The 26,810-nt window shown below is 62.0% G+C and carries 19 protein-coding genes; 8 read left to right on the top strand and 11 right to left on the bottom strand.

What is annotated here, in order from left to right; all coding sequences use genetic code 11:
* The first annotated feature begins 1 nt into the window (after position 1).
* Genes RCJ00_RS06015 through lldD form a run of 7 tightly spaced genes read left to right on the top strand, consistent with a single transcriptional unit; the run spans position 2 to position 6,782 of the window.
* Positions 2–766 (top strand): SDR family NAD(P)-dependent oxidoreductase, encoded by a 765-nt coding sequence (locus tag RCJ00_RS06015; protein WP_316220868.1) that lies wholly within the window; start codon positions 2–4, stop codon positions 764–766.
* A 25-nt stretch (positions 767–791) separates the two neighbouring features.
* Positions 792–1,985 carry a CaiB/BaiF CoA transferase family protein gene (locus tag RCJ00_RS06010; RefSeq protein WP_316220867.1) on the top strand — a complete coding sequence of 398 codons (1,194 nt, stop codon included), beginning with the start codon at positions 792–794 and terminating at the stop codon, positions 1,983–1,985.
* Positions 1,978–3,096 carry a carbohydrate ABC transporter substrate-binding protein gene (locus RCJ00_RS06005; protein WP_316220866.1) on the top strand — a complete coding sequence of 373 codons (1,119 nt, stop codon included), beginning with the start codon at positions 1,978–1,980 and terminating at the stop codon, positions 3,094–3,096. The genes RCJ00_RS06010 and RCJ00_RS06005 overlap by 8 nt, the downstream gene beginning before the upstream one ends.
* A 1-nt stretch (position 3,097) precedes the next feature.
* A complete protein-coding gene (locus RCJ00_RS06000) occupies positions 3,098–3,868 on the top strand; it encodes an enoyl-CoA hydratase/isomerase family protein (protein ID WP_316220865.1) in 771 nt (256 codons plus the stop codon).
* Positions 3,869–3,889: 21 nt separating this feature from the next.
* Positions 3,890–4,861 carry a 2-hydroxyacid dehydrogenase gene (locus RCJ00_RS05995; RefSeq protein ID WP_316220864.1) on the top strand — a complete coding sequence of 324 codons (972 nt, stop codon included), beginning with the start codon at positions 3,890–3,892 and terminating at the stop codon, positions 4,859–4,861.
* Positions 4,845–5,630 (top strand): kinase, encoded by a 786-nt coding sequence (locus RCJ00_RS05990; RefSeq protein ID WP_316220863.1) that lies wholly within the window; start codon positions 4,845–4,847, stop codon positions 5,628–5,630. The genes RCJ00_RS05995 and RCJ00_RS05990 overlap by 17 nt, the downstream gene beginning before the upstream one ends.
* 21 nt (positions 5,631–5,651) lie before the next feature.
* Positions 5,652–6,782 (top strand): FMN-dependent L-lactate dehydrogenase LldD, encoded by a 1,131-nt coding sequence (lldD, locus tag RCJ00_RS05985; protein WP_316220862.1) that lies wholly within the window; start codon positions 5,652–5,654, stop codon positions 6,780–6,782.
* Positions 6,783–6,794: 12 nt separating this feature from the next.
* On the opposite strand, the gene RCJ00_RS05980 is transcribed toward lldD, so the two are convergent.
* From RCJ00_RS05980 to RCJ00_RS05945, 8 genes are all read right to left on the bottom strand, one after another.
* Positions 6,795–8,822, bottom strand: a complete 2,028-nt coding sequence (locus RCJ00_RS05980; protein WP_316220861.1) for a right-handed parallel beta-helix repeat-containing protein — start codon at positions 8,820–8,822, stop codon at positions 6,795–6,797.
* A 162-nt stretch (positions 8,823–8,984) separates the two neighbouring features.
* A complete protein-coding gene (locus tag RCJ00_RS05975) occupies positions 8,985–9,830 on the bottom strand; it encodes a fumarylacetoacetate hydrolase family protein (protein ID WP_316220860.1) in 846 nt (281 codons plus the stop codon).
* A gap of 129 nt (positions 9,831–9,959) precedes the next feature.
* On the bottom strand, positions 9,960–10,685 hold the full coding sequence (locus RCJ00_RS05970) for an SDR family oxidoreductase (RefSeq protein WP_316220859.1): 726 nt from the start codon (positions 10,683–10,685) through the stop codon (positions 9,960–9,962).
* Positions 10,686–10,924: 239 nt separating this feature from the next.
* Positions 10,925–13,633, bottom strand: a complete 2,709-nt coding sequence (locus tag RCJ00_RS05965) for a TonB-dependent receptor (protein WP_316220858.1) — start codon at positions 13,631–13,633, stop codon at positions 10,925–10,927.
* A 651-nt stretch (positions 13,634–14,284) separates the two neighbouring features.
* Positions 14,285–15,565 carry an MFS transporter gene (locus tag RCJ00_RS05960; protein ID WP_316220857.1) on the bottom strand — a complete coding sequence of 427 codons (1,281 nt, stop codon included), beginning with the start codon at positions 15,563–15,565 and terminating at the stop codon, positions 14,285–14,287.
* A gap of 25 nt (positions 15,566–15,590) precedes the next feature.
* On the bottom strand, positions 15,591–16,427 hold the full coding sequence (locus tag RCJ00_RS05955) for an amidohydrolase family protein (protein ID WP_316220856.1): 837 nt from the start codon (positions 16,425–16,427) through the stop codon (positions 15,591–15,593).
* A 4-nt stretch (positions 16,428–16,431) separates the two neighbouring features.
* Positions 16,432–17,382 (bottom strand): aldo/keto reductase, encoded by a 951-nt coding sequence (locus RCJ00_RS05950; protein ID WP_316220854.1) that lies wholly within the window; start codon positions 17,380–17,382, stop codon positions 16,432–16,434.
* An 81-nt stretch (positions 17,383–17,463) separates the two neighbouring features.
* Positions 17,464–18,603, bottom strand: a complete 1,140-nt coding sequence (locus RCJ00_RS05945) for a mandelate racemase/muconate lactonizing enzyme family protein (RefSeq protein ID WP_316220853.1) — start codon at positions 18,601–18,603, stop codon at positions 17,464–17,466.
* A 326-nt stretch (positions 18,604–18,929) separates the two neighbouring features.
* Here RCJ00_RS05945 and RCJ00_RS05940 point away from each other — a divergent pair, with 326 nt between their 5' ends.
* Positions 18,930–19,664: a FadR/GntR family transcriptional regulator gene (locus RCJ00_RS05940; protein ID WP_316220851.1), complete on the top strand. Its 735-nt coding sequence runs from the start codon at positions 18,930–18,932 to the stop codon at positions 19,662–19,664.
* Between the two features lie 123 nt (positions 19,665–19,787).
* Here the strand turns inward: RCJ00_RS05940 and RCJ00_RS05935 are convergent, their stop codons facing one another.
* Genes RCJ00_RS05935 through RCJ00_RS05925 form a run of 3 tightly spaced genes read right to left on the bottom strand, consistent with a single transcriptional unit; the run spans position 19,788 to position 26,659 of the window.
* On the bottom strand, positions 19,788–21,308 hold the full coding sequence (locus RCJ00_RS05935; protein WP_316220850.1) for a rhamnogalacturonidase: 1,521 nt from the start codon (positions 21,306–21,308) through the stop codon (positions 19,788–19,790).
* Positions 21,305–23,437, bottom strand: a complete 2,133-nt coding sequence (locus tag RCJ00_RS05930; protein WP_316220849.1) for a right-handed parallel beta-helix repeat-containing protein — start codon at positions 23,435–23,437, stop codon at positions 21,305–21,307. The genes RCJ00_RS05935 and RCJ00_RS05930 overlap by 4 nt, the downstream gene beginning before the upstream one ends.
* Positions 23,438–23,452: 15 nt before the next feature.
* Positions 23,453–26,659, bottom strand: coding sequence for a family 78 glycoside hydrolase catalytic domain (locus RCJ00_RS05925; protein ID WP_316220848.1), 3,207 nt, complete (start codon positions 26,657–26,659; stop codon positions 23,453–23,455).
* Between the last annotated feature and the right edge of the window lie 151 nt (positions 26,660–26,810).

Here is a 26,810-nt window from a genome sequence, read left to right as displayed (position 1 = left end):
TATGTCGGCAAACCCTACAATGGCGGGCAAGGTCGTGCTCTATACGGGCGCGGCGGGCGGACTGGGCCTGGGGACCACATTGCGGTTTCTCGAACGCGGCGCCACCGTCGTGGCGGTCGATCACGACGAGACAAAGATTGCGACCTTGAGCGCCGAGGCGGACAAGGTCGGCAGCGGCCGGCTACTGGTAACGCATTCAGACATGTCCGACCTGAGCGGATTTCGCGCCGACCTGAGGACCTGCCTGAAGGAAACAGGCGGCTTCGACATCGTCATCAACAACGCCGCCATCTATCCATCCAAGCCGTTCGAAGAGTTCACGGTCGAAGACCATCAGCGCGTGCAATGCGTCAATGTCGACGCGGGTATCGTGGCCGTTCAGGAGGCGCTGCCTGGTATGAAGGCCAAGGGTTTCGGACGGATCATCAATATCGCCTCCATCACCCTGTCCGGCGCATGGCCCAACATCTATCCCTATGTCGCATCAAAGGGCGCCCTAATCGGGCTGACCCATGCCTGGGCGCGGGAATTCGGTGCCTGGGGCATCACGGTCAACGCTATCTCCCCCGGCGCGTTTCCGACCGACGCCGAGGCCATCAATCCCGATCCCGAAGGCTATAACCGGCATGTGCTGGCGCAGCAGTCGATCAAACGCCGCGGCCATGTCGGCGACATCGCCAACGCCATCGCCTTCCTCGCCGCCGAGGACACGGGCTTCATCACCGGCCAGACGCTGAACGTCAACGGCGGCTGGGTGATGCACTGACTTTCAAGCAAGGAATGAAATCACCATGGGTATCTTAAGCGGCATTCGCGTCCTGGACTGTTCCATCGCCATGGCCGGGCCGTTCGCGGCGCAGCGCCTGGGCGACATGGGCGCGGACGTTATCAAGGTCGAGCCGACGACCGGCGAATGGCAGCGTCACGCGCCGGCGGGCGGGGCGTGGGGCAATGAGATAAACGTCTCCTTCCTGTCGCTCAACCGAAACAAGCGGTCCCTGGCCGTCGATCTGAAGTCGGCGGACGGTAAGGCCTTGCTGCTGGAAATGGTCAAGACCGCCGATGTCTTCCTGCAAAATTACCGGCCCGGCGTCGCCGCCCGACTGGGGGTCGATTACGAAACCTTGTCGGCCATCAATCCGAAGCTGATCTACGTGTCCATGTCGGGCTATGGCGAGGACGGACCGTACAAGAACTATCCCGGCCAGGATTTGCTGCTGCAGTCCATGTCCGGCGCCATGATGTCGGCCGGTTCAAAGGACGCACCGCCATCGCCGGCGGGCCAATATCTGGTTGATGCCATCACTGCCTATACCGCGTTCGAAGGGGCCTTGGCGGCGCTATTCCACCGCGAACGGACGGGTGAGGGGCAGAAGGTCGAGGTCAACATGCTTGACGCCATCACGACTATCCAGATGCAGGAACTGTCGGTTTTCACCGTCGGAAAAAAGCCGCAGACTCGGTCGGTCGAGCCGCATGCGCACAGCTATATCCGCGCGCCCTACGGTGTCTTCAAGACCAAGGACAGCTACATCACCATCGCCATGGCCAATCTGAAAACGCTCGGCCAACTGATCGAAGAGCCCTTCTTCGCCAATCTGGAAGACCAGACGGATTCGTGGACATACCGCGATGAAATCTACGCCATGACGCGGATCAAGCTCGAAGGGAAGACGACCCAGGAATGGCTGGACCTGTTCCGTCCGGTCGATATCTGGTGCGGTCCGGTCTACGGCTATGCCGATCTGGTCGAAGACCCGCAGATCAAGCACAATGGCACCTTCGTCGAATATGACCACCCCACCGAGGGCCACGTCAAGACACCGGGCTTCCCGATCAAGTTTTCCAAGACGCCGTCCACCATCGGTCGGGGCGCGCCGCGTGTCGGCGAACACAGCCGGGAAATCCTGGCCTCGCTTGGCAAGTCGGAAGCGGAGATCGACGCCATCCTGGCGAGTGGCGCGGTGAAGCAGGCCGATGTCTGACACCGTCGCATATCGCGGGCTGACCTGGGATCATCCGCGCGGCTTTAACGCCTTGGACGCGGCGGCCCGGGCTCACCCTGAGCTTGGCCTGTCGTGGGCCGTGCATTCTCTGGAAGGGTTCGAAACCCATCCCATCGCCGACCTGTGCGACCGGTACGACCTGGTCGTGCTGGATCATCCGCATGTCGGCGAAGCGGTAGACGGCCAATGCCTGGTGCCGCTGGAAGACCTGTTCTCGGCGGATGAGATCGCCGGATGGCAGCGCGACTGCATCGGGCCGTCCCTGGCCAGTTACAATTTCGCCGGCCGGCATTGGGCGCTGCCGCTTGATGCGGCAACCCAGGTCATGGCCTGCCACCCGTCCGTCGGGGACATTCCCCGGACCTGGGACGACGTGCTTGCCTTCGATGGTCCCGTGGCTTTGTCGCTGGCCGGGCCGCACGCCGCCTTGAGCTTTCAGTCGATCTGCGCCGCCTTGGGTGAACGCCCGGCGATGGCGGACCCCGATATCTTCATCAGTCTGCAAACCGGGCTGGCCGCCTTCGACCTGATGCAGCGCCTGACGGACGCGTCGCCGCTCAGTGTGCGCGACCTCAATCCGATCCGCATTCTTCAGCACATGGTCGATCATGACGATGTGGCCCTGTGTCCGCTGATCTACGGCTATGTCAATTACGCCAACCGCCTGACTTTCGCCAATGCACCACGCGGAAATGTCGAGACGGGCGGCATCGGCTCGACGCTTGGCGGAACGGGAATCGGCATTTCGAAACGCTGCCGGATGACGCCGCAACTGCTGGATCATCTGCGCTGGTTGATGTTGCCACAGGCGCAGGTGGATTTCATCCCCGCCCACGATGGCCAGCCCTCCTTGCGTGCCGCCTGGCGCGATGCCGGTGTAAATGCCCGATGGGGTGGGTTCTACGCCAACACCTTCGATACGCTGGAGGCCGCCTATGTGCGCCCTCGCCACAACCGCGCCATCGCTTTCCAGACCGAGGCCTCGGCGCGGTTGCGCGCCGCCCTCTTCGAGCACGGCGATCCGGCCGCCCTGCTAAACGACCTGCAAACCGCCTATGCCCGCACCCGTGTCCCTGGTACCGAGAGATAACATGACGTCTGACCTGATCTTCGACATCCATGGCGCAGTCGCCATCATCACCATCAACCGCCCGGCCAAGCTGAATTCGATGACGCCGGACATGGCCCATGCGCTGGAAGCCGCGGTGGCGCATTGCAATGCATCGGACACCATCCGCTGCGTTATCGTGACCGGCGCCGGCGATCGCGCCTTTTGCGCCGGATCGGACATCCGCACGCTGGACGATTACGCCACGCCGTGGGATTTCCGCAATCGCGGCGACTATTGCGATGCCATCCGCCTATGCCTGAAACCGACCATAGCGGCGGTCAACGGCTATGCCTTTGGTGGCGGGTTGGAGACGGCGATGAGCTGCGATATCCGCATCGCATCGTCCAATGCGCAATTCGCCGCGCCAGAAATCAAGCTCGGGTGGATCGGCGGCGGCGGCATGGCGGCGGGACTTGTCCATTCGATCGGGGCCTCAAACGCTTCGCTGATGATCCTGACCGGCGACGCCATCACGGTGCAGAAAGCGGAGCAATGGGGGCTGGTCAGCGAGGTCTGCGAGCCGGCGGACCTGATGACCCGTGCCCGCGCCATCGCCGATACCATCGCGTCGCGGGCGCCGATCGCCGCAGAAACCGGCAAACTCAATTTGCGTGCAGCCCATACCATGCCGTATGAGAAGGCGGTCGAATACGAACGCGATCTGCAAACCATCTGCTTCGCTACCGAAGATGCGAAGGAAGGCCGCGCGGCCTTCAAGGAAAAGCGCCCGCCCGTATTCAACCGACGCTAATACCATAAAGGACATCCGCCTATGACCCTGCCCAAAATCCTGATCACCCGTCCGTGGCCCAAGGGCGCTCAGGCTTACATGCAGGCGAAATACGATGTGACCGTCAATGACAGCGGCGTGCCGCTCACTCATGACCAGCTCATCCAGGCCATGTCCGACTATGATTGCGTCTGTTCGTCCCTCGGCGATCAGATGGACGCGGCGGTCTTCGCCGTGCCCAATGCGCGCGCCCGTATGATCGGACACTACGGTGCGGGTTACGAAAATATCGATGTCGCCGCCGCCAAGGCCGCGGGCATCACGGTGTCCAACACACCCGATGTGCTGACCGACGCCACGGCCGACATTGCCCTTATGTTGATGCTGATGACCTCGCGCCGCGCATCGGAAGGCGAGCGTCAGTTGCGCGCTGGCCAATGGAAGGGCTGGGGGACGACCGCCCTGATGGGCCAGTCGCTTGAAGGCAAGACCTTGGGCCTGGTTGGGTTCGGCCGCATCGCCCAGGCGACAGCAGAAAAGGCGGCGCGCGCGCTTGGCATGAAGATCGCCTATTACAGCCGTCGTCAGGCGTCGGCGGATGTGGAAGCCGCGCTCGATGCCCACTATGTGCCATCGCTCGACGGTTTGGCGGCCGTGGCCGATGTCCTGTCTCTGCATACGCCCGGCGGCGCGGAGACGCGGCACATGGTCGATGCGCGCCTGCTTGGCCTGATGAAGCCGACGGCCATCCTGATCAATACGGCGCGCGGCTCGGTGGTGAAGGAAGACGACCTGGCCGAGGCGCTCAAGGCCGGAACGATATGGGCGGCCGGTCTCGATGTCTACGAACATGAGCCCGATGTGCATCCTGCCCTTCTGCCCCTGACCAATGCCGTCCTGCTTCCGCACCTCGGCAGCGCCACGGTTGAGACGCGCGAAGCCATGGGGATGCGGGCCGCCACCAATGTCGATCTTTTCTTCGCGGGGGAGCCCGTCCGTGACCGCGTCGCTTGAAGCGGTCGCGGCGCATCTCGCCCGGTGGCGGCATGAGGCGGATGGCCCCTTCATCCTCGGTATCTGCGGCGCGCAGGGGTCGGGCAAGTCCACCCTGGCCGAAGGCCTGCGCGATCGTCTGACGGCGGACGGTGTAAACGTCGCCCTGCTGTCGCTGGACGATCTGTACCTGCCGCGTGAGGCGCGACCGGTGCAGGTGTCAACACTGTTTGCCACCCGAGGCGTGCCGGGCACCCACGATGTCGCCCTGGGCGAACGGACACTCAGGCGTCTGATTTCCGGCCTCCCGACACGTTTGCCACGGTTCGACAAGGCGACCGATGCGCCGGTGCCTGAAACACAGTGGCCCGAGGTGACGGCGCCCGATGTCGTGATTTTCGAAGGCTGGTGCGTCGGTGCGCGCCCGCAGCCGGAGGCGGCCCTGCGCGATCCGGTCAACGGTCTGGAGCGCGAGGATGATGGCGCGTGGCGGCAAGCGGTAAATGCGGCGTTGCACGGGCCCTATGCCACGGTGTTTGCGCATATCGACCGGCTGGTCTTGCTGGCCGCGCCCGATTTCAGTGTTGTCCGCGACTGGCGGATCGAACAGGAGCAGGGCTTGCGCCAACGCCTGGCCGCCGAAGGCCGGTCAGGGAGCCACGTCATGAGCGATGGTGAGGTCGGCCGCTTTATCCAGTATTATCAGCGGCTGACGCAACATATCCTTGACACCATGCCCGCCTATGCCGATTTGACCCTGCGGCTCGACCGCGCGCGACACCTCGTCTGATATCTTCAAGGACCCTTTGTCATGATTATTTCCGCCGCCACCGATTATCGCGAAGCCGCCCGCCGCAAGCTGCCGCGCTTTCTGTTCGATTATCTCGACGGCGGGTCCTATGCGGAAATGACTCTGCGCAACAATGTCTCCGACCTGTCGTCTCTGGCCCTGCGTCAGCGGGTTCTGCGCAATGTCGCCGACCTGTCGCTGGAAACCGAGCTATTCGGGGAAAAGATGGCCATGCCGGTAGCCCTGGCGCCGGTCGGGCTGGGCGGCATGTATGCCCGGCGTGGCGAGGTGCAGGTGGCCAAGGCGGCGAAGCGGGCAAAGGTGCCCTATATCATCTCGACCGTCTCCTTGTGCCCGCTGGAGGAGATCGTTGAACAATCGGGCTGCGACATCTGGTTTCAGCTCTATGTGTTGAAGGATCGCGGCTTCATGCGCCACGCCCTGGAACGGGCGCAGGCGCTTGGGGTTACGAAGCTGGTGTTCACGGTCGATATGCCGGTGCCGGGCGCGCGCTATCGCGACAGGCATTCGGGCATGAGCGGCGATTATGGTCCGGTGCGCCGGATGATACAGGCGATGCTGAAACCGGGCTGGGCATGGGATGTTGGCGTCAGGGGCACGCCGCACGATCTGGGCAATGTCTCGAAATATCTCGGCAAGGCGACGGGTCTGGAAGACTATATCGGCTGGCTGGGGGCCAATTTCGATCCGAGCATTTCGTGGGCGGATCTGGAATGGATCCGCGATGTGTGGAAGGGCCCGATGATTATCAAGGGCATACTCGATCCGGACGATGCCCGCGATGCGGTGCGGTTCGGGGCGGACGGTATTGTCGTATCGAACCACGGCGGGCGGCAACTGGACGGGGCCTTGTCAACCTGCAAAGCCTTGCCAGCCATTGCGGACGCGGTCGGGGATCAACTGACCCTGCTGGCCGATTCCGGCATCCGGACGGGTCTGGACGTGGTGCGTATGCTGGCCCTAGGGGCGAAGGGCGTGCTTCTGGGCCGGGCCTATATCTATGCCCTGGCCACCCATGGCGAGGCCGGGGTGACCCACCTGCTGGGCCTGATCGAAAAGGAAATGCGCACCGCCATGGCCTTGACCGGCGTCAAGTCAATCGCCGAAATCGACCGGTCATTGCTGGCATAGCTTCGAGAGGGTCTATTTTCGGACGCCCGCCTGATCGATGACGGTTTTCGCCGCCTCGGGCCAGGCCTTGTCCGGGACGAGGTGGTCGTCGGTGATCAGATTGCCGGAGTTGGCGATCCAGCGTCCGCCGATACGGTTGCTGTCATGGAAATTGCCGGTGGCGGTATTCTTCGTCGTGATGCCGCGCGTATATTGACGGCCAACCGTATTAGCATTGAGCCAGCGTCCGCGCGTTTCAATCACGTTGTTGGTGACGGTGATGAATTTCGAGCCTTCATCGAGGTAGATACCTATGGCTTCGCCGATGCCGAAGACATGGTTGTCGCGGATCACCGCGCCGGGGTTGGCCGACAGATTGTAGATGGCGCCTCCATCCTTGTACCAGCTTTTGACGCCATGCACCCGGTTGCCCGCCACCAGCGTGTTGCGCAGAGTGGTTGGCGTATCGTAGGCGATGTTGGTCTCATAGCCTTTTTGATTGTCGCGATAGTTGGGATTGCCGCCGGCGTCGTTATAGCCCCAGCCCCAGCCGATATCGATCGCGTCGTAAGGCGCTTCGGAAATGTCATTATGCGTTATGTGTGCGCCGTCGATATAGGTGGTCAGGATAGCGGCGTTCTCCTTGTAATCCTGGCTGACGTTGCTGATGACATTGTTGTCGATAATAATCCGGGCATTGATCAGGCGCGGATCGGCAGGGTGGTGCGCGTCGGCGCGGACACCGCCGGCCATGACCGCGCCGCCTGACAGGCCGGTGAAGCGATTGCCGGTAACGGTAATGTCCTGCGCGGCCAGTCCCGCACCGCTGAGATTGGCGGTATCGTCATTGCCGATGCCGAGACCGATCTGGCCCAGTTGGGAAAACTGATTATTTTCAAAGCGAATGTGCCGGGCGGCAGCGACCTGGACGGCAGCGGGCATCTGGTGCCACCTCTGGCGCATGGCTTCGAATTCCGGGCAGCCCCAGCCACAGGTCTTGTACGCGTCGGCCGGTCGCTTTGCGGCCACTTCTTTCAAAAAGGCGCCGCTTTGCTGGCTGGCGTAGCCGGTGGGCGCGGATGGGCCGGTCCATGACGAATAGGAGAAGCGCAGGCCCTTGAAGGTCAGGTTGCGCACCGGCGCGTCCAGCGTACCGGAGATGCTGACCAGGGTTTCCAGGCGCGGCAGGGTGACCGTCAGGGCGTTTATGTCCGCATCCTCAGCGATACGGACATAAAGCTTGCCCGTTTCCGGGTCTATGAACCACTGATACGGATTGGAATGCCACTGGTTGGTCACGCCAAATAGCTCCGGCGCATTGACCAGGAACAGGCGGGAATCGTCGGGGAAGATCGGCGAGGAGAGGGTGTCGTAGCCCCAGGTGTTATTGTCCCATGACGGTTGCTGCATGGTGACGGTCTTGCCGTCGATGCTTTTCACCGGCGCGTAGCGGTCAGTGAAGAAACCGGTCATTTCCATTTCCAGACGCGACGGATGCTTGATATCGGCAATATAGGCCAGGTCGGGATTTTTGATGACGAATCCGGTGGCGGTAAAGTCGATATCGCGCGCCTTTATCTCAATTTTCGGACGTTCGGCCAGTACACCGTCAATCCAGAGCTGACGCGATTCCAGGCCCTTCGGGACATCGGCGGCATAGACGAAGGTCTTGGCATCCATCAGCGTGAAGCCGGTCACGTTCATACCGCCCGACAGCATGGGCTTGGCCTTTGGCGCGGCCTGCCATACCACCGTATGTGTGCCCTGGCCGCCATCGGCGGCGGTGAAGACGAGGGGCGCGGTCAGGCTATAGACGCCGTCGGCGAGAATGACGGTCACGTCACGGGATGCGTTGACCGCGCGCACCGCCGCCTGAGCGCGCGGCAGGGTCTTGAAGGGCGCTTTTGCGCTGCCGTCGCCGGTGTCATTGCCGACGGGGGAGACGTGAATTTGAACGGCGGTCGCCGTCTTTGCCTTGGTGCGGGCCAAGGAGGCGGCCGGGTGGAAGGCCAGGCAAGTGGCCATGACAAGGAAGGGTACGGCGCGGCTGGCATATGACATCTGGCATCCCTGTAATTATATGATGTATTATGTTTAAGCCTATGAGACGCATGTTCTTAAGTCAATTGAAAAGGACCTTCGGATCGCTCCGGAGGCCCTGATTTTCTCGCTTTTTACGCGCTTTCATATCCGAAAAGTGCATCACAGTTTTCGGAAAGCACTCTAGGCAGCACCGACGGTCTGCTTCTGCGACCCCAGGCCCTCAATGCCCAGTTCCATGACATCGCCGACATTGAGATAGATCGGGTCCGGCTTCTGACCGAGGCCGACGCCCGGTGGCGTGCCGGTCGAAATCACGTCGCCCGGATGCAGGCTCATGAACTGAGAGACATAATGGACCAGGAAGGCGGGCTTGAAGACCATGGTGGCCGTCGATCCGTTCTGGAACCGCTTGCCGTTCACGTCCAACCACATCTTGAGATTGGTGACGTCGCCGGCTTCGTCCTTTGTGACCAGCCACGGGCCGATTGGACCGAAGGTATCGCAGCCCTTGCCCTTGTCCCAGGTGCCGCCGCGTTCCGTCTGGAAATTGCGTTCGGACACGTCATTGATGGTGCAGTAGCCAGCGACGTAGTCTAGCGCTTCGGCTTCCGACACGTAGGACGCCTTTTTGCCGATAACGAGGCCGAGTTCGACTTCCCAGTCGAGCTTGGTCGAACCGCGCGGCTTCAGCACTTCGTCGTTCGGGCCGATGATGGCGGACGTCGCCTTCATGAACAGGACGGGTTCATCGGGGACGGGCAGGTTGGATTCGGCGGCGTGGTCAGCATAGTTCAGGCCAATGCAGATAAACTTGCCCACCCGCGCGACGCACGGACCATAGCGCGAGCCGGCCGGCGCCAGCGGCAGGCTGGTCGGGTCGATGGCGGCGATTTTGGCCAGGCCGGCGTCGGACAGGGTGTCGCCGGCGATGTCGTCAACCACGCCGGACAGGTCGCGGATCTGGCCGTCGGCATCGAGCAGGCCGGGTTTTTCCGAGCCCGACGGGCCGAAGCGAAGCAATTTCATCTTGAATATCTTTCCCAGTAAAGGCGATTTTGACAGAGATGGGCCTATTACAGCATCACGTCAAAAAAGTGGACGCCCCTTTTTGAAAACCAGCTGGCAATTTACAGGCTAACAGGGCGTTTTTTGAGGTCAGTTCAGCCAGCCGCCATCGATGATGTGCGCCTGACCGGTGGTGAAACGCGATTCGTCCGACGCAAGATAGACGGCAAAGGCCGCCAGTTCCTCTGGCGTGCCGAAGCGGCCCTGCGGTTGACGGGCCAGGAAGGCAGCGCGGCCTTTTTCGTAATCGCCGGTATCGCGCATCCGTTGTTGCAGGGACGGGGTTTCGATCGTGCCGGGACAGATGGCGTTGCAGCGGATGCCCTGGGCGACGTAGTCGGCGGCGACCGACTTGGTCAGGCCGACCACGGCAGCCTTTGAGGCGCCATAGGCGAGGCGGTTGGCGACGCCCTTGAACGCGGCAACGCTGGCCATATTGATAATCGATCCGTTCTGGCGTGCCAGCATGCCGGGCAGAAAGGCCTGAATGGTGTGGAACATGGCCGTGACGTTAATATCAAAGCTAAACTGCCAGGCCGCGGCGTCGGTGGTCAATACCGTACCGGCGTGGACATAGCCAGCGCAGTTGTACAGGACGTCTACATCGGGGAATTCCGCGGCGAGCGTAGCAATGGCCGCCGGATCTGTGGCGTCAAGCTGGCGGCAGATTGCCCCCTCAAGACCCGCCAGAGTGTCCAGCTTTACATCGGTTGCAATCACGGTGGCGCCCTCAGTGACAAACGCTTCGGCGGCAGCGCGGCCCATGCCTTGCCCGGCGGCGGTGATAAAGGCGGTTTTGCCCGACAGGCGTCCCATGGCTCACTCCAAATATATAATATGTATGATGTTTTGGTCTAGCGGCAGGTGGGTGCCGTGTCAATTGGATTTACGGCTAGAAACGGTGGTGGCGGTCAAAAAAAGCCCGCAGAGTCCATAAGGACGCTGCGGGCCAAGAAACCTCTGTTTCCCAAAGCGGCCAACGGGTGAAGCTGCTTCGGGGACGCAACAGGAGGCGAAACCTCAAGATCGGGAGGGGAGTTGAGGCAGGGAGAAACTTAGTAGCGGAAGCGAACCCCGAAGGCGACGCGCTTACCGGTGGTGCGGTATTCCTTGGTGCGGTCCGGCGTAACCGAGTAGATGAACTCGTTCTCGTCGGTCAGGTTGAGGCCGTCCAGGTAAACGCTGAAGTGGTCGTTGACGTCGTAGGACAGGCTGGCGTCCAGCTGGCCGTAGGCATCGAAATATTCCGGCTCGCCGTTCCGGCCCGAAGCGACCTGCAGGAACTTGTCGCGCCAGGTGTAGGCGAGACGTGCCTGGATCGGACCCTTTTCATAGAAGCCGATCAGGCTGTAGCTGTACTTCGACAGGCCTTCCAGCCCGTAGGACACATTGGCCACGGTGTTGGTGTAGTTGGCGTTCGACTCTGCGTAGGTAAAGCTGGTCTGCACGCCCAAGCCGTCGAACGGTGCCGGCAGATTGCCGAAGACCTGGCGGTAGCCCAGCTCCATGCCCTTGACGACCGCGCCCTTGCCGTTGGTCGGTACGGTGACCTGGAAGGTGACCTGATCGACTTTTTGCGGCGTCGTCGTCAGGGTGACGAACGAGTCGATATTCTTGTAGAAGGCTGAGAAAGTCAGGGCCGACAGCTTGTCGAAATACCATTCCAGCCCGCCTTCGATCTGCGAGGCGCGGAACGGCTGAAGGTCCGGATTGCCGCGCTTGATCGTTTCGTTGCCGGGATTGGTCTGGATGGACTGCTTCGGCGACAGGTCCGACAGGGTCGGACGGGTGATGACGCGCGATGCCGAGAAGCGGGCGATCAGTTCGTCGGTCAGGTTGAGGCGGGCATTCAGCGACGGCAGGATGTCGGTGTACTTGCCTTCGAAGCTGACAGGGACGACGCCGGACACGGTGATGATGTTTTGTCCCGCCCCGTTGGGTACGGCGCTGAGCACGGTTTGCGACGCGCCAGACGAGGTATATTTGGTGTCTTCGACGCGGACGCCGACATTGATCGCCAGGGGCATGTTGCCGAGATCGGCGCGGATGTCGCTCATCAGGTAGCCGATCAGGACCTTTTCATCGACGACCGAAGATCCGGCCGGATCGAAGCGGCCCGGGGCGAAGGCCTTACCGTCCTGGGCGGCGAATTGGGCCACCTGCTGGATGACGGCCAGCGGATCGTAGGCCACCCAGTCGCGGATGATATTGCCGCTGTGGCTGGCGAAGAAATCCATATTCGTGTTGGAGAACAGGGACTGAGGCAGGACGCGGTTGGAACCGCAATAGGCGCATTGTTCGCCACCGGGCGTCGAGTTGGTAATGATGGTCTTTGTGCGATTTTCGCTGGCGACACCGCCATACAGGGTGACATTGCCTTCTGGCGACCACTTGCCGTCGATCTTGAACTCATTGGTTTCGTCGTCGATGTCCGAACCGCCGCCCCAGATATAGTAGTGGGCGGTGATGCCCTGCGGGTTGGTCGAGGCGTTGGAATAGTTCGGCGAGGTGAAACCGTAATCATAGATCGGGCTGCCCGAGCGACGGTCGAACCACAGGTCCATGTTCTTGCGGCGGATGGTCGTAAAGTAGTCGTTTTCCTTGCCGCGTCGCTCGGCCTTCGAGGTCGAGGCGTCGAAGCTCAGGGTCAGGGTGTCGGTCACCTTCCAGGCGGCGTTCAGGCCGACCATCGAGGTGGTGACATTACGTGTGTCGTGTTGCAGGATCTGGTCAACCGTGCCGCCGGTATAGCGCTGGTACACGGCTTCCTTGCCCTGGACGACCTGCTCCACCAGCGTTCCGCCGGAAAAGTCGTAGGCGAGGCCCGTTTGGTCTTCGGTGATTTCCGCCTTGGAATACAGGCTGTCGAGGGTCAGGGTCAGGTTTTCGACAGGCTTCCATTGGACCGAGGCGTTAAGGCCGGTCATGCTCTTCTTGCGCACGAAGAAGAAGGGCGACAGGTTGGACGGCATGGAAATCTTGCTGAACGGCGCCACGTTCGGGCCGATGCGGGCACCGACGACCCCGCCCGACGTATAGTAGCTGTCGGTCGATGAGCGGTAGACGTGACCGGCGCCAATGGTGAATTCATCGTCACGGACGGTCTGGTCCATGTAGGAAGCCGACAGGGCGACGCCCAGGGTGCGGTCGCGGTTGCGCCAGCTCATGACGGCCGAGGCTTCCGGGTTGTTGGTGTCAGCCAGTTCGGCATGGGAGGAGCCGGCGGAACCGGCCAGCATGAAGGACTTGGTCTGATCGAGTGGGCGCAGGGTCCGGACATCGACCGTCGCGCCGATCGACGCGCCATTGATGTTGGCCTGGGGCGATTTGTAGACATCGGCGCCGGCGATCAGTTCCGACGGCAGGACGTCGAAGGAGAATTCGCGGCCGTTATTGTCGGTGGCCAGTGTGCGGCCGTTGACGGTGACCGCGTTGAACTTCGGTCCGAAGCCACGCACCGAAATGTAGCGGCCTTCGCCGCGGTTGCGTTCAATGGTTACGCCGGGGATGCGTTGCAGGGATTCGGCGACGTTCTGGTCGGGCAGCTTGCCGAGGTCTTCGGCGGCAATCGAATCGACCGAATTGATGGCGCTTTTCTTGATGTCGAGCGCCGCCTTGATGGAGCGTCGGATGCCGCGCACCGTGACGACGGTTTCGTCGGCGGGCGCCGTCGCTGCGGTCTCCTGGGCGGCTGCGAAGCCGGGTGAGGACAATACGGCGGCGGACATGGCTGTGGCGGCCAATAAGAGCAATTTCCTGGACATGGTTTCCTTCCTTGATCGCCCCTTATGGTGGGAGCTGATGATGTGACACTATTGCAATGTAATATGTGTGTCAAATTATCATCATATGTCCGACAATATAGATTTTGCATATGTCACCACACCCGACGCAGGCCTGGCGTCCTTTGATGACGAAATGGATCCATGGGTCATGACAGGCCCTGACGTTTCCTGAGCGTCGAGGTCTGCGCCCCGATCGCCTTCTGAATTTGGGTTTTCAGTCTCCGCCACGCCGCCGATCCCGCCAGAAAGCGGCGAAAGCGAAGGCATGGCGATAGAGGCAGATCGCCCGTCGGTATTGTAACATGAAATTTTCGCAATACATCATCGCGCAGACGGAAAAAGAGGCGGTTTGACGTGGTTGTCGACGGGTTTCCCGCTCAGCGATAGCCTCTATCTGCCAAGGATTACCTAGGCTTGTGATTGTCTTTTTGCCTTGAAGCGAAACGGTTTTGGGGTTGTGACCAAATGATCACATTTATGATTTGAATTTTTAAAAATGCATCAATTTCTGATTTAATTTGATGTTTTTGATAAATATTTGTCTGAGTTAATGCTGAGCTTTTGCCATAAAAAAGCCGCCTCCGGTGTGGGCCGAAGGCGGAAGGGGAGTATCGACAGGGGAATCGACGCCTATTTGACCGAGCGGATCGGCAGGACGAAAAAGGATCCGGCGAAGACGAAGACGATGGCCGCGATAAACAGGACGCGATAATCGGTATCGAAATATTTGAGCAGTTGTGCGGCCATGACCGGCGAAATAATCTGGGGGATGTTCACCGCCGTGGTCAGCAGGCCTAGATCCTTGCCCGCTTCGCCTGTGTCCTTCGGCAAGACCTGCGTCATCAGGGCCATGTCGATCGACATGAAGGCGCCATAGCCGATGCCGATCAGGGCAGCGTAGCCGTACATGCCATTGAGGTTCGGCATGATCAGCGGCACCACCAGCGCCGCGCCCATGATCAGGCTGGCCGCGAAGACAAAAGGTTTACGGCGCTTGACCCAGTCGGACAGCACGCCAGACAGGAAGGACGAGGTCATGACGCAGACAAAGGTAATGGCCGACACTGTGCCGATCACGATATTGGCGCGGTCGGTGCCCAGGCCGATATAGTCTTGAAGGATGTAGAGCAGATAGGTGACAATGGCCTGATAGCCCATATAGATGGTGAAGCGCCCGGCGAAGGCCCACCAGAAGTCGGGATAGGCCTTGGGATCGATCCAGAAGCCTTTTGCAAAGTCGCCGAGGCTGAATTTCACCAGAGGCTGCCCCTTTGACGACGTATCGGGGTTAAGCATGACGAAGGCGATACAGCAGATGGCGATGGCGGCGGCGAACACCCCGTAGGCCAGAGGCATATTGTCGGCGAGCCGTCCGGCGACAATCATCCCGACCGTGCCCCCGGCTGTCATGCCGGCGCCGACGAAGCCGGACGCCGTACCGCGCGCATGTTCGGGAAACCGGTCGGCGACTACGGTCGTCAGGGCCGGCTGCATGGAATTCAGCGCGACGGCGGCAACGACCCAGACGGCCGTGATCGTCCAGAAGGTCGGCATATAGGCGACACCGGCCAGGGCGATGGCGCCAATGATCGATCCGGCGACGATCCAGGGCGTGCGTCGTCCCCAGGTGGACCGTGTCCGGTCGGAAAAGGCGCCGGCGATCGGTGTGGTCAGGGTTGAAAAGATCGAGGTCACGAAGAACATCAGCCCGAGGTTTTCCACCTTGTGCGCCGGGTCGAGCGCGGCGATCTGGTTCGGCAGCAAAACCGCCAGCACGCCGCAATAGAGGGCCAGGAGCATGAAAAAGCAGATGAACAGCGAGATCAGCAGCTTCCAGCGCGCGGCGCCTTCGACATGGGGAATGCCCAGACTGACGGCGGGGGCTTCGGTTAAGGTCGGCTGCTGATCCATGGTTTCCTCTTGTTTTGTTTTTTTCTTATACGCGATATAGGCGCCGGGCGGTCCGTGACCAGACCTGGTCTTGGGCGTCCGGCGGTAAATGGGCGAGGGCATCGGCCACGACCGACCGCCAGCGCGAATAGCCGCCGGCGAGTTCGACGACGGGCCAGTCACCGCCGAAAAGGCAGCGATCCGCGCCGAACGCCGTCAAGGCGTGGTCTAGATAGGGGCGTAGCTGATCGGGTGTCCAGGTTTCCCAATCGGCTTCGGTCGGCAGGCCGGACAGTTTGCACGCGACACCCGGCATATCCGACAGCGCCGTTATATGGCCTGCCCAGCCATTGGCATCTATGTCTGCGCCATGCGTCTTGATATCCGGTTTGCCGAGGTGGTCGATCACGACGCGCGCGTCGGGAACCGCAGCGAACAGCTGTTCGAGCGCCTGACGCAGTTCCGGCAGCTGACGAGCGCGGATGCACATATCCAGGCTAAAGCCCGCGCGCGCGGCGGCGATGAGCCCCTCAATATAGCCCTGGGAGGTCATGAAGCCATCCGGCTCGTTCTGGGCGCTGCGCCGGATGCCCACCACCTTAGGCCTGTTTTTCAAAGCGGCTATGTGCGCGGTATTGCCTTGTTCGAGCGGGGCGAAGGCGACAATGCCCAGAAAAGGAAAATCAAGGCCGGCGACCCAAACGGCCTCGGCCAGCGCCTGGGCCGGATCGCAGTCGGCCTGCACGAAGATTGCGCCCTCTATCTGCGTACCCGTGGCGGCGAACTCCGCCGGGCCCATACGGCCGCTGATGGCGGGCACATATTTCAGCCAGTCGTAGCTCAGCAGGGCCGGGTCCCAGACATGCAGGTGCGCGTCGATCATGTCGTCATTTTCCGGCCTTGCCACCGTTTCCGGGCAGAACATCCCAACCCTTGTCGCGGACGGGCGCCAGGATTGCTTCGACCTGGGCCAAAAGGTCCTGGTCGATGGGTTGCGACAGGGCGGCGGCATTGTCACGCATGTTGGCCGGGCTGGAAGACCCGATGACGGTGGCGGCCATGCCGTTACGAAGCGCGCCTTGAAGCGCGAACTGCAGGGCCAGCCGCGATATGTCGGTGCCGGCGGCTTCGCACAGGCGCGCCGCTTCGGCTGCGGCGGCATGGACCGAGGCATGGCTAGGATGCCAGTCGGGTGGGCCGCGCCGGGTCAGCAGGCCCATGCCGAGCGGCGACGCGTTAAAGACGCTGATGCCTTGGGCCCGAAGGCGCTGGGCCACGGGGGCCAGGCGCTGGTCCTGGAGCGTGTAGGTGCAGTAGGCCATGACCGTATCGACATTGTGTTCGACCGCGACGCGTTCAAGCAGCGACAGGTCATAGCCGGTTATACCGACGAAGCCGATGATGCCCTGTCGCTTCAAGTCGTGAAGGGTGGGGATCGCCTCTTCGACCAACTGGCGATAGTCGCCCATTTCGATATCGTGGCATTGCAGCACGTCGATGTGGCCACAGCCAAGGCGGGCGAGGCTGGCATCAAGGCTGCGTAAGGTGGCGTCGCGCGAAAAATCCCAGTCCTTGTCGCCGTAGCGACCGATCTTGGTGGCCAGGACATAGCGGTCGCGCGCGACGCCAGACAGAGCATGGCCGAGCGCGGTTTCGGCCTTGGTCAGGCCGTAATAGGGGGCGACATCGATGAAATTGACGCCGAGGTCCAGGGCCGTATGCACGGTGGCGTCGGCATTGTCCTGGGACACATCGGAATAGACGCTGCCAAGCGACGCCGCGCCCAGGGCGAGGGCGGATATGGCGGGGCCATTCGGAGACAGGCGGGTTGTGTGCATATAAGAGGTCCTGGGCGATCTACTGACCGGGCCGTAGAAAGGCGCCCGATGCCCGGTGAAGGGGAGCGGACGACGTAGGGATCAGGATTCGGGAACAAGGCGCAGTCCCGCACGGGCCGGGCGCACGTGCGGTCCGCCGGCCACGTTCCATTGGCCGGACTGGCGCTTATTGACGATCAGATCTTCATCGACCGTGATGCCGAGGCCGGGCGCGTCGCCCAGCACGATACCGCCATCGACGATCTGCTGGTCCACGGTCAGTCCGAAGGGTATCTTCCAGTCCTGCACTTCGACGGTCAGCAAGTTGGGTACGGCGGCGGCGGCGTGGGCAATGGGATTGGCGTTATAGCCGACCGGCGATACCGGCAGGTTATGGGCATGGGCCGCCATGGCCACACGGTTGAAATGGGTGATGCCCCAGACCATGCCGGCCTGCACCACATCGACCGCGCCGGCGGTGAACAGGGCGAGGTACTGATCGAGACCGGTCAGGTTCTCGCCCGTCGCCACGGCGCACTTGCTGGCCTTTGAAATGAGGGCGTGGCCTTCGGCGTCCCAACGGCGCACAGGCTCCTCGATCCAGGTCAGGTCGAGGTGCTGTTCGATTTCGGCAATATGGCGGACCGCCTGCTTGCGCGACCACGATTCGTTGACATCGAACATGATGGCCGGCCGCGGGCTGTTGCGTTTGAGCACCTCACGCACGCCCACCATGCGGCGAATGTCGCGGTCGATGTCACGGCCGCCCTTCAGCTTGGCTGAGCTGTAGCCGCGATCGGCCCACTCACTGTACAGGGCATATAGGGCTTCGTCGTCCAGCCCCATGCACAGGCCGGACGCGTAACCCGGCACGAAGCGGTCGCGCGCACCCAGGGTCCGCCACAGGGGCTCGTCCGCCAGCTTGGCCTTCAAATCCCACAGCGCCATGTCGACCGCGCCGATGGCCCCGTAGGTCGCACCGGCATGGCCGCTTTTGAATACGTGCGCCAGCATCCGGTCATAAAGGGCTGAGACGGCGCGTGGGTCTTCGCCTTCGACCGCCGGAAAGACGCGGGCGATATCGGCATGCGCGCCCAGGCCAACGCCGGTTACGCCTTCGTCCGTTTCCAGCAACAGGATCGGCACGTCGGTAATGCCCGACATGACCAGACCATTGACGTCGCCGATCGGACGGCCCCAGTTGTGGACGGTGGTGAGGCTGCGATAACCGGTAATTTTCATCTGAACGACTTTAGAAGGGCGGGACGGGTCCCGTCATATGGAATTATAATATGTATGACGACATTAGCATGCGTCCTGTGGGGTGACAAGCGGCATAAATGGAACGGTGCGGGTGAATTTTTCGGGTCAATCCCGCCGCCGGATTCGGTCAGTCAGTTGCTACAGATTCTAAGTCATTGAAAAGGTGTTGAAACAGGGCTTGCAGGGTTTCGCAAAATATATGACATATGCTCTTTCTGAGCCCCTCGTGTCCGGATCGAAAGCCGTAATGTTTTCGAGTCTTCCGTGGTAAACTCATTAGATTCGCCCCCGTAAGGTACAATCGATTGACCGCCATCGCTTTTTCCGCCCGTAACGCCCGCCGCCGTCCTCGCCTGGCCGTGGCCGTCGTTGAAGATCTGGTCACCGCCATAGTGACTGAAGTGTATCCAGCCGGGTCGGCCTTACCGCCGGAAAACGTGCTGTGCGACATGTTCGAAGTCAGCCGCACCGTTATCCGGGAAGCCACGACCGCCATGACCGAAAAGGGGCTGGTCGTGTCGCAACAGGGGCGGGGCACGATCGTTCAGGATTCGTCGCATTGGAGCCTGCTTGACCCGATGGTGCTGGGCGCCCTGTTCCAGCGCGACGACGGGCTGAGCTATCTGGACAATCTCGTCGAGATTCGCGTGACGTTGGAAGCCTCGATGGCTGCCAAAGCTGCGAAGAAGGCGACGGCGGAGGATCTGGCCGAGTTGACGGCGCAGATGGAAAAGCTGGAAAGCCTGATTCCGACGCCGGCGGCCTATGTGTACGAAGACGTGAAATTCCACGACATCATCATGCGCGTATCCGGTGACCGGCTGAGCGAGGCCATCATCAACTCGATTCAGGGCAAGGCGTTGAAAAACCTCAACTATGCCGGCAAGCTTAATATTGCTCATATCAAGGAAACCCACGCCGCCCACGTTCAGGTCTATCAGGCGATTCTGAAACACGATGCGGATGCCGCCGCCAAGGCCATGCGCGACCATATTGAAGGGTCGTGGAAGAAGCGCCGCCCCACCAGCCTCAAGGCGTGAAACGGTCATCCTAGGACGATTGCGTCGCAGTCGTCGCTAGCGGGTACCAAATGTACCCGCGTCGCTAGCCGGCTAGCACTCGACTCAAGGATGACCGTTTCTCCCGCTGTTGTCACAAGCGTTTCAGGAGGGAGTGGTGACGTTGGAACCGTTCTTTTGAATGACGGTGTTGGGTGCAAAGCCATTGATGACGCCGCCTTTTACGTCATCGAGCACGATGGCCGGTCTGGCATCCGGCTTTTCAACTTCAAAGGTGCAGCCCGTAAGAGCGAGGCCGCGCACATTGCGAGCATAGAGCCCATAGGCGGGCAAGGTGCCCATAAAGCTGACCTCCAGGCTTGATTCCCGTTTTTCCTTCGGTGTCCGCGCCGCGTCTTCCGCCGTGCCGCCGCCAGAACTGACGACGTGGACGTCGCGAAAGCTGACATCCATGACCGGTGCGTCGGGTATGCCCTGAACGCCGCAGGGATAGCGGCCATCGGCGCCGGACACCTGAATGGAGTCAAACCGCACGCGGCGGCAGGCGCCGACGCTTGTGCCTTCGGGCGCGCGCAGGCGGGCGGCCTGACGCACGAAGAGAGGATGATTGACCGGGTTACGCAGGGCTATGTTTGAAATCAGCACGTCTTCGAGCACGCCGCCATCTACGACACCGACCAGAATGCCGCGCGTGTTTTCGCAATCGCAGTCGCTGATGCGGATGTTGCGGAAACCGCCATTGCTTTCGGTGCCGAGCTTGATGCGCCCCAGCACGCCGATATCGTCAACCGAGCGGTAGTCGGACAGGCGGTAGGTGCCGTCGAGGACCGAGCCCATGACGAAACCGGAGGTCCGGCACTGAGTGATGCTGATGTTTTCGGAAACGATCTTGCGGCCCAGGGCGTAGCTCGATTTGACGACGATGGCGTCGTCCTTCGGCGCATTGACGCGGCAATTGAGGACCTGAACGTCGCGACAGCAATCGATATCTATGCCGTCGCGGTCCGTATCGACAAGGATGGTGTCGATGGTCGCATTGCTGCATCCCAGGAGATGACAGGCAAAATGACCGCCCTGCAAAATGGTGATGTCGCGGACGAGCACATTGCGGCAGTTTTTCAGGCCTAGGGCGCGAATGCCCTTGCCCTGCATGGCGATTTCCTTCGGATCGGCCGAGCGGGGCGCGGTCCAACCAGTGACGCCGTGCCAGCGCGCGCCGGGGTCATCGCGCACCAGTCCTTTGCCGTGGATCAGGCCGCGCCCGATGACGGAGACATGATCGGCGCCATCGGCATAGATCAGGCTGCAATGGAACTGCGTGATACCGAAATCCTGAAACTGTTCGGGCAGATCGGCTTCGGCGAGGTCATAGCCGCCCGTGTGGATGACCGGATCGGCGGCTTCCAGCACGCAGCCTTCGGCCAGCAGCAGGGTGATGTTGTCGAACAGGCGGATCGAAAAACTGAGATAGCGTCCGGCGGGAAGCAGGACCGTGCCGCCACCGGCCTTGACGGCGGCCGCGACGGCGCGGTTGATGGCGGGGCTGTCGACGGTGACACCGTCACCGCGCGCACCGAAGTCGCGCACATCGAACAGGCCGTTTGCAGCCCGGGCGGGGAGGGCTATCAGGGACGCGGCACCGGCAAGCAGGGAGCGGCGGATCACGACGGTTTCCTTATCTTTTCGGCGACCGGCGATCCGTCCGGCTTGGGCAGGTCGGCGGGCTTGGGTCGGGGCTTCACCTCGCCGAACTCGACCGGCCCGGCTTCTGGCATGATGCCGGCATTGGCCATGACCTGACGCGCGCCGTCGGGCCATTTGCCATCGGTGAGCAGATGATCGTCGACGATCAGGTCTTCCTGATAGGCCGACCAGATGCCGCCGGTCGTGGTGGTGTTATGCCAGTTGCCGCGCGCGGTGTTGTTGGTCGAGGTGCGCAGAGGCAGGGCGGAGCGCGCCGTATTGATGTTGAGCCACTGGCTGGCGTCTTCGATGACATTGTTGCGCGCCAGTATGCCGCGCGAGCCTTCATCGAAATACAGGGCAATGCGGTCGCCGATATCGAAGACATGGTTTTCGGCGAATACGCAGTCCGGGCAGGCGCCAAGATTGTATATCGCGCCGCCGTCCTTGAACAATTGCTTGACCTTGTAGACGCGGTTGAAGCCGACGAAGACATCCTTGTGCGTCGTCGGCGTATCGTAGACGGGATTGCCGCCACCACCGGCAGCCACGGTGCCGTACCCGCGCTGGCGCGTGCGGTAGTTGGGGTTGCCACCGGCATCGACATAGCCCCAGCCATAGCCGACATCTATGGCGTCATAGGGCGCGTCGCTGATGTCGTTATGCAGGACGACCACGTTCCAGACATAGGTGCTGAGGATAGCCGAATTGTCCTTGTAATCCTGACTGATGTTCTGGATCAGGTTGTTTTCAACAATGAGCTGGCGGTTGGTCAGTTTCGGATCGGACGGGTGGTGCGCGTCAGGCAGCACGCCGCCGGAGGAAATGGCGCCGCCGGCCAGGTCGGTGAAAACATTGCGTGACACCACGATGTCGGCGGTGGCCAGGCCCTGGCCCGACAGATTGGCATTGGCGTCATTGCCAATGCCGAGCGCATACTGACCCAGGTGAGCGAAGACATTGCCGTCCAGCACGATGTGTTCGGCGGCGGCGAATTGCACGGCGGCCGGTGTCTGGTGCCAGGTGTTGCGCACGGTTTCGAATTCCGGGCAGCCGGTCTTGCAGACGGTCAGGACGTCCTTCGGAAAGGCGGCTGCCTTGCCGGTCAGGAAGGAGCCGCTTTGCTGGCTGGCGAACCCTTCAGGCGAAGACGGGCCCATCCATGACGTATAGGAAAATTGCAGGCCTGACAGGGTCAGGTCGGACAGGGGCGCATCGGGCGTGCCGGCGGCGCTGATCAGGACCTCGAGCCGCGGCAGGACCACGCGCGCGGTTTTCATCTCCACGTCCTGGGCCGGACGGTAATAGAGCTTTCCGGCGGCGGGATCGATGTACCACTGGTTGGGCTGGGTGAGGAAGGCCAGGCTGTTTTGCAGAAGCAGGTGCGACCACTCCGGGTGGAAGGGGTAGGGGATGCTGTCATAGCCCCAGATATTGTTCGACCAGGCCGGCTGCTGCATGGTGAGGGTATTGCCGGTGATCGTTTCGACCGGCGAAAAGCGGGCGGTGAAAAAGCCCTGGCTTTCGACTTCGATGCGGCGCTGGTCCGGCAGCTTGGCCAGCCAGGCCAGGGAGGTGTCCTTGAGCGTCATGCCGGTTTCGGTGAAGGTCACGGCATCGCGCGAAATCTCCATCTGGGCGCGTTGCGCCAGGCGGTCATTGACCCAAAGCTGACGCGTGTCCGTGCCCCTGGGCACGTCGGCGACATAGATTTGCCGCGCCGCGTCGAACAGTTTCCAGCCCTTGACCTCGACCCCGCCCGACAAGACAGGGCGGGCGTTTGGCGCGTTTTTCCAGGTGACCTTGAACCCCTTCTGCCCGCCGTCGGCGCGCGTGAAGACCAGGGGCGCGGTCAAGGGATAGGTGCCGTCGGCCAGAACGACCGTCACGTCTCCCGCCGTATTGGCCAGCCGTACGGCCGCCTGGGCTCGCGTCAGGGACCGGAACGGTTTGGCGGCGGTGCCGTCATTGGCGTCGTCCCCCTTGGGCGAGACATGGATTTCACGGGAAGGATGCTCCCATTTGGTCTGGGCATGGACCGGCAGGGCCAGTCCGGCGCCGAGCGATGCCAGATAGAGGTGGGCCAGATAGAGGCGGGGATTGATGGGCATTTTTATCTTTCCTCTTTATCGGCGGAACACATATTGGCCGGACCCGACCTCGAAACGTACCTGTCCGGCGGCGCGGGTCACGCCGCGAATATCGGTATGGCGGTCAACGGGCGTGTTCCCTTCGCGCCATGGCCCATCGGGCAATATAACCTCGGCTACCGCATTGGGGGGAACGGTGAGGTCATAGCGGGTCAGGCCACCGGCGTCGCCTTCGCATTTGCCGGCGAACCGACCGAGGCAGGAGTCGTAGGTGGCACCGACCGATCCGGCTTTCGGCAGGTAGACAGGCTCGGCATGCAACCGGCGGAAGCCCGGCGCGGCGGGCGACAGTCCGGCCAGACGGCGATACATGAAACCGCATACCGCGCCGTAGGCGTAGTGGTTGTAGCTGTTCATCGCCAGGTCGCCCGTATCGCCGTCCCACCGTTCCCACATTGTGGTGGCGCCCTTGAGTGGCATATAGCCCCAGGACGGCTTTTCGGTTTGTAGCAGCAGTCCCGATACGGCATCGAAATGGCCGGTATCGGCCAGCACGTCGAGCAGGTAGGGTGTACCTAGGAAGCCGGTCGATAGCTTCATGCCGCGGCGGCGGATATCGTCGGCCAGGACCTGCGCCGCGCCGGCGATGCGGTCGGTAGGCACCAGTTTAAAATAGAGGCTGAGGACCTGGCTGGTCTGGCTGCCATTGCCGCATTTGCCCTGTGCGTCGATGAATTCCCGGGCGAAAGCCTGGCCGATCTGGCCGCGCAGGTCGCGGTATTGGCCGGCCAGGTCGTCGCGGCCGATGGCGTGGGCCATGTCGGTCATCAGGTCGGCGCAATAGGCCCAGTAGGCGGTGGCACACAGAATGCGCGGCGTGGTCTCGTCGTCCGGCTTCACCGCATCGACGGACAGCCAGTCGCCGAGATCGAGGCCGCGATCCTTGCGCCAGACATGGTCCGGATTGCGGGTCAAAAGATAGGTCATCCACGCCGTCATGGCGTCCCAGTTTTCGGCGATGACCGCCGTGTCGCCATAGCGTTTCCAAAGGGTCCATGGCAGGATGACGCCGGCTTCGGACCAGCCCGCCGTGGTGACTTTGGGGAAGGATTCCGGCTGGGGCACGACGATGGGATAGGCGCCTTCCAGCGTCTGGGCGGCGCGGGCTTCGATCAGGAAGCGGCGGATGAAGGGATCGACCTCCATGTTGAAGGCGGCGGCGTCCAGAAAGACCTGGATATCGCCCATCCAGCCCATGCGTTCATCGCGCTGAGGGCAGTCGGTCGGCACGGCGAAGAAGTTCGAGCGCTGGCTCCAAACGGCGTTGTTCCAGAACTGCTGGACCAGCGCGGAGTCGAAGGTCATGCGGCCGGTGTCACGGCATGCCGACGACACGACGATGCCTTCGATATCGGCCGCCTTCGGTGTTCCGGGATAGTTTTCGACCTGAACATAGCGGAAGCCGTGATAGGTGAAGTGCGGCTCGTAGGTTTCGCCCCCGGCGTCACCGCGCAGGGTATAGTGGTCCTGGCATTTGGCCATACGCAGATTGGCCTGATCGACCTCGCCATCGGCCTTGAGATATTCGGCGAATTTCAGGGTGATGGTCTGTCCGGCCTGTCCGCGGGCTCTCAGGCGCGCCCAGCCGGCGAAATTTTGCCCGAAGTCGAAGACGTATACGCTCGGCTTCGGTTGGGTGATCCGCGCGGCGCGGCGCGTGCCGATGGGGACGAGGTGGGGGCTGGTCTGGGCCAGGATACGGGTCTTGGGCGCATCGCCCAGGCGGACGCGGGGCCAGCGTGTCGCGCCGAAGCTGGACAGGTCCCATCCCGGTGTTTGCTGGCGGGCGTTGAACACTTCACCATTATAGATTTCCGAACTGACGATGGCGGACTGGCCGATGCGCCAGGTGTCGTCCGTCACGATCCATTCCGAAGTGCCGTCAGCATAGTCCAGGCGTAGCTGCGCCAGCAGGCGGCGCGGCGCGGGGCCGAAGCCGTAGCGCTCCAGCCGCCAGCCAAAGGCGCTGGCGTACCAGCCGTCACCGACCAAGACGCCGAATGCGTTTTCGCCACTGCGGATCAGCCGCGTGACGTCATAGGTCTGATAGAAGATATGATCACGCGCCACGCTGATTTCCGGGGCGAGGCGGGCAGGCGACACCGGCTGGCCGTTCAGGCGCGCCTCATAGGCGCCGAGCGCCGTGGCATAGAGGCGGGCATTGACCACCTGTCCCTTGGGCGTGAAGGCGGTGCGTAGCTGCATGGCCGGTTCGGCCGGGCGCGGATCGTTTTGCGCGTCCGAACCCGATTTTTGCGCATTGGCCCAGCCGGCGGCATCGAAAGTCGCGGCTGTCCAGTCTTCGGGCGGTACAGGCCTGACCTTCCAGCGGCTGTCGCTGACCAGGCGCTTGATCGTGCCATCGGACAGGCGCAGCCGGATCAGAGCCGCGAACGCCCCGCCATCAACCGGAAAGAAGCCGGTGGTTTCAGCCTGCACCAGAACGCAGACGCTGTTGCGGCCGGGTTTGAGATGCGCAGGGACGGGGACCAGCGTACCCCAGTTGGGCACGGGCTGGTCAGGAACGGGCAGGGTTTCACCATTGGCCCATACCCCCCGTATCCAATCCTTGCCGGCGATCAGAACGTCAGCCGATACCAGGGATGTCGGCGCGTCGAAATCGAGACGAAAGGCGTGCACCCGGTCATCGAGCGCGGTTTGCGACCAGATCCATTTCAGGGCGGCGGCGCGGTCGCCTTCGGCCAGTCCGTCTTCGGCGACGATCCACCGAGCCTTCCAGTCGTCAAGGGTGAGCAGGCCGGTCTCGAACCAGGTCGCGGCCGACCAGGCGATCCGGCCGCGATTGTCCGTCACCTCGACCGACCACCAGACGCGCTGCATGGCGGCAAGCGCCTTGCCGGCATAGGAAATATCGAAACAGGCGTCGCTGGCGATCAGGCCTGAATCCCAAAGGTCGGCCCTAGCCGTATCCGGAGTGGAGGCGGCGCGCAGGCGGTAGTGGGTTTGCATCAGGCCGCGATCCGCTCCGGTCAGGCGCCAGGACAGCCGCGGGGCCCGTTCCTGAGTGCCCAGTAATTCCACTGTCTGCTCGGCCCTGAGGTCCGTCACGGCGAATCGGGTGGTCGGCTTCCTGGCCAATGCGGTATTGGCGGGAACGGCTGCGGCCACGCTTGTGGCGGCGAGGAAGTGCCGCCGGTTCAGCCGGGGTCCGATAGGGGGCATGGGCGTTGTCCTGTATCCTGTACGACCCGATGAAACCGCGGGTTCTAAAAATATAATACGTCATACCTATTATAGCGGGCGATCAAATCAACCGCTGAATTGTGAGCCCTCATGCCTAACCGTGTCTGCCGGGTTCAGGCAGGGATTGCGT

The sequence above is a fragment of the Asticcacaulis aquihabitans genome (assembly GCF_032490435.1).
GTDB lineage: Bacteria > Pseudomonadota > Alphaproteobacteria > Caulobacterales > Caulobacteraceae > Asticcacaulis.
Note: the sequence above shows the minus strand (reverse complement) of the source record. Positions and strands in the feature narration are given on the sequence as shown.

Bases quoted from the DNA above. Each gene is read 5' to 3' on its own strand.
- RCJ00_RS06015 (WP_316220868.1), top strand. From the start codon at position 2: ATGTCGGCAAACCCTACAATGGCGGGCAAGGTCGTGCTCTATACGGGC.
- RCJ00_RS06010 (WP_316220867.1), top strand. From the start codon at position 792: ATGGGTATCTTAAGCGGCATTCGCGTCCTGGACTGTTCCATCGCCATG.
- RCJ00_RS06005 (WP_316220866.1), top strand. From the start codon at position 1,978: ATGTCTGACACCGTCGCATATCGCGGGCTGACCTGGGATCATCCGCGC.
- RCJ00_RS06000 (WP_316220865.1), top strand. From the start codon at position 3,098: ATGACGTCTGACCTGATCTTCGACATCCATGGCGCAGTCGCCATCATC.
- RCJ00_RS05995 (WP_316220864.1), top strand. From the start codon at position 3,890: ATGACCCTGCCCAAAATCCTGATCACCCGTCCGTGGCCCAAGGGCGCT.
- lldD (WP_316220862.1), top strand. From the start codon at position 5,652: ATGATTATTTCCGCCGCCACCGATTATCGCGAAGCCGCCCGCCGCAAG.
- RCJ00_RS05980 (WP_316220861.1), bottom strand. From the start codon at position 8,822: ATGTCATATGCCAGCCGCGCCGTACCCTTCCTTGTCATGGCCACTTGC.
- RCJ00_RS05975 (WP_316220860.1), bottom strand. From the start codon at position 9,830: ATGAAATTGCTTCGCTTCGGCCCGTCGGGCTCGGAAAAACCCGGCCTG.
- RCJ00_RS05970 (WP_316220859.1), bottom strand. From the start codon at position 10,685: ATGGGACGCCTGTCGGGCAAAACCGCCTTTATCACCGCCGCCGGGCAA.
- RCJ00_RS05965 (WP_316220858.1), bottom strand. From the start codon at position 13,633: ATGTCCAGGAAATTGCTCTTATTGGCCGCCACAGCCATGTCCGCCGCC.
- RCJ00_RS05960 (WP_316220857.1), bottom strand. From the start codon at position 15,565: ATGGATCAGCAGCCGACCTTAACCGAAGCCCCCGCCGTCAGTCTGGGC.
- RCJ00_RS05955 (WP_316220856.1), bottom strand. From the start codon at position 16,427: ATGATCGACGCGCACCTGCATGTCTGGGACCCGGCCCTGCTGAGCTAC.
- RCJ00_RS05950 (WP_316220854.1), bottom strand. From the start codon at position 17,382: ATGCACACAACCCGCCTGTCTCCGAATGGCCCCGCCATATCCGCCCTC.
- RCJ00_RS05945 (WP_316220853.1), bottom strand. From the start codon at position 18,603: ATGAAAATTACCGGTTATCGCAGCCTCACCACCGTCCACAACTGGGGC.
- RCJ00_RS05930 (WP_316220849.1), bottom strand. From the start codon at position 23,437: ATGCCCATCAATCCCCGCCTCTATCTGGCCCACCTCTATCTGGCATCG.
- RCJ00_RS05925 (WP_316220848.1), bottom strand. From the start codon at position 26,659: ATGCCCCCTATCGGACCCCGGCTGAACCGGCGGCACTTCCTCGCCGCC.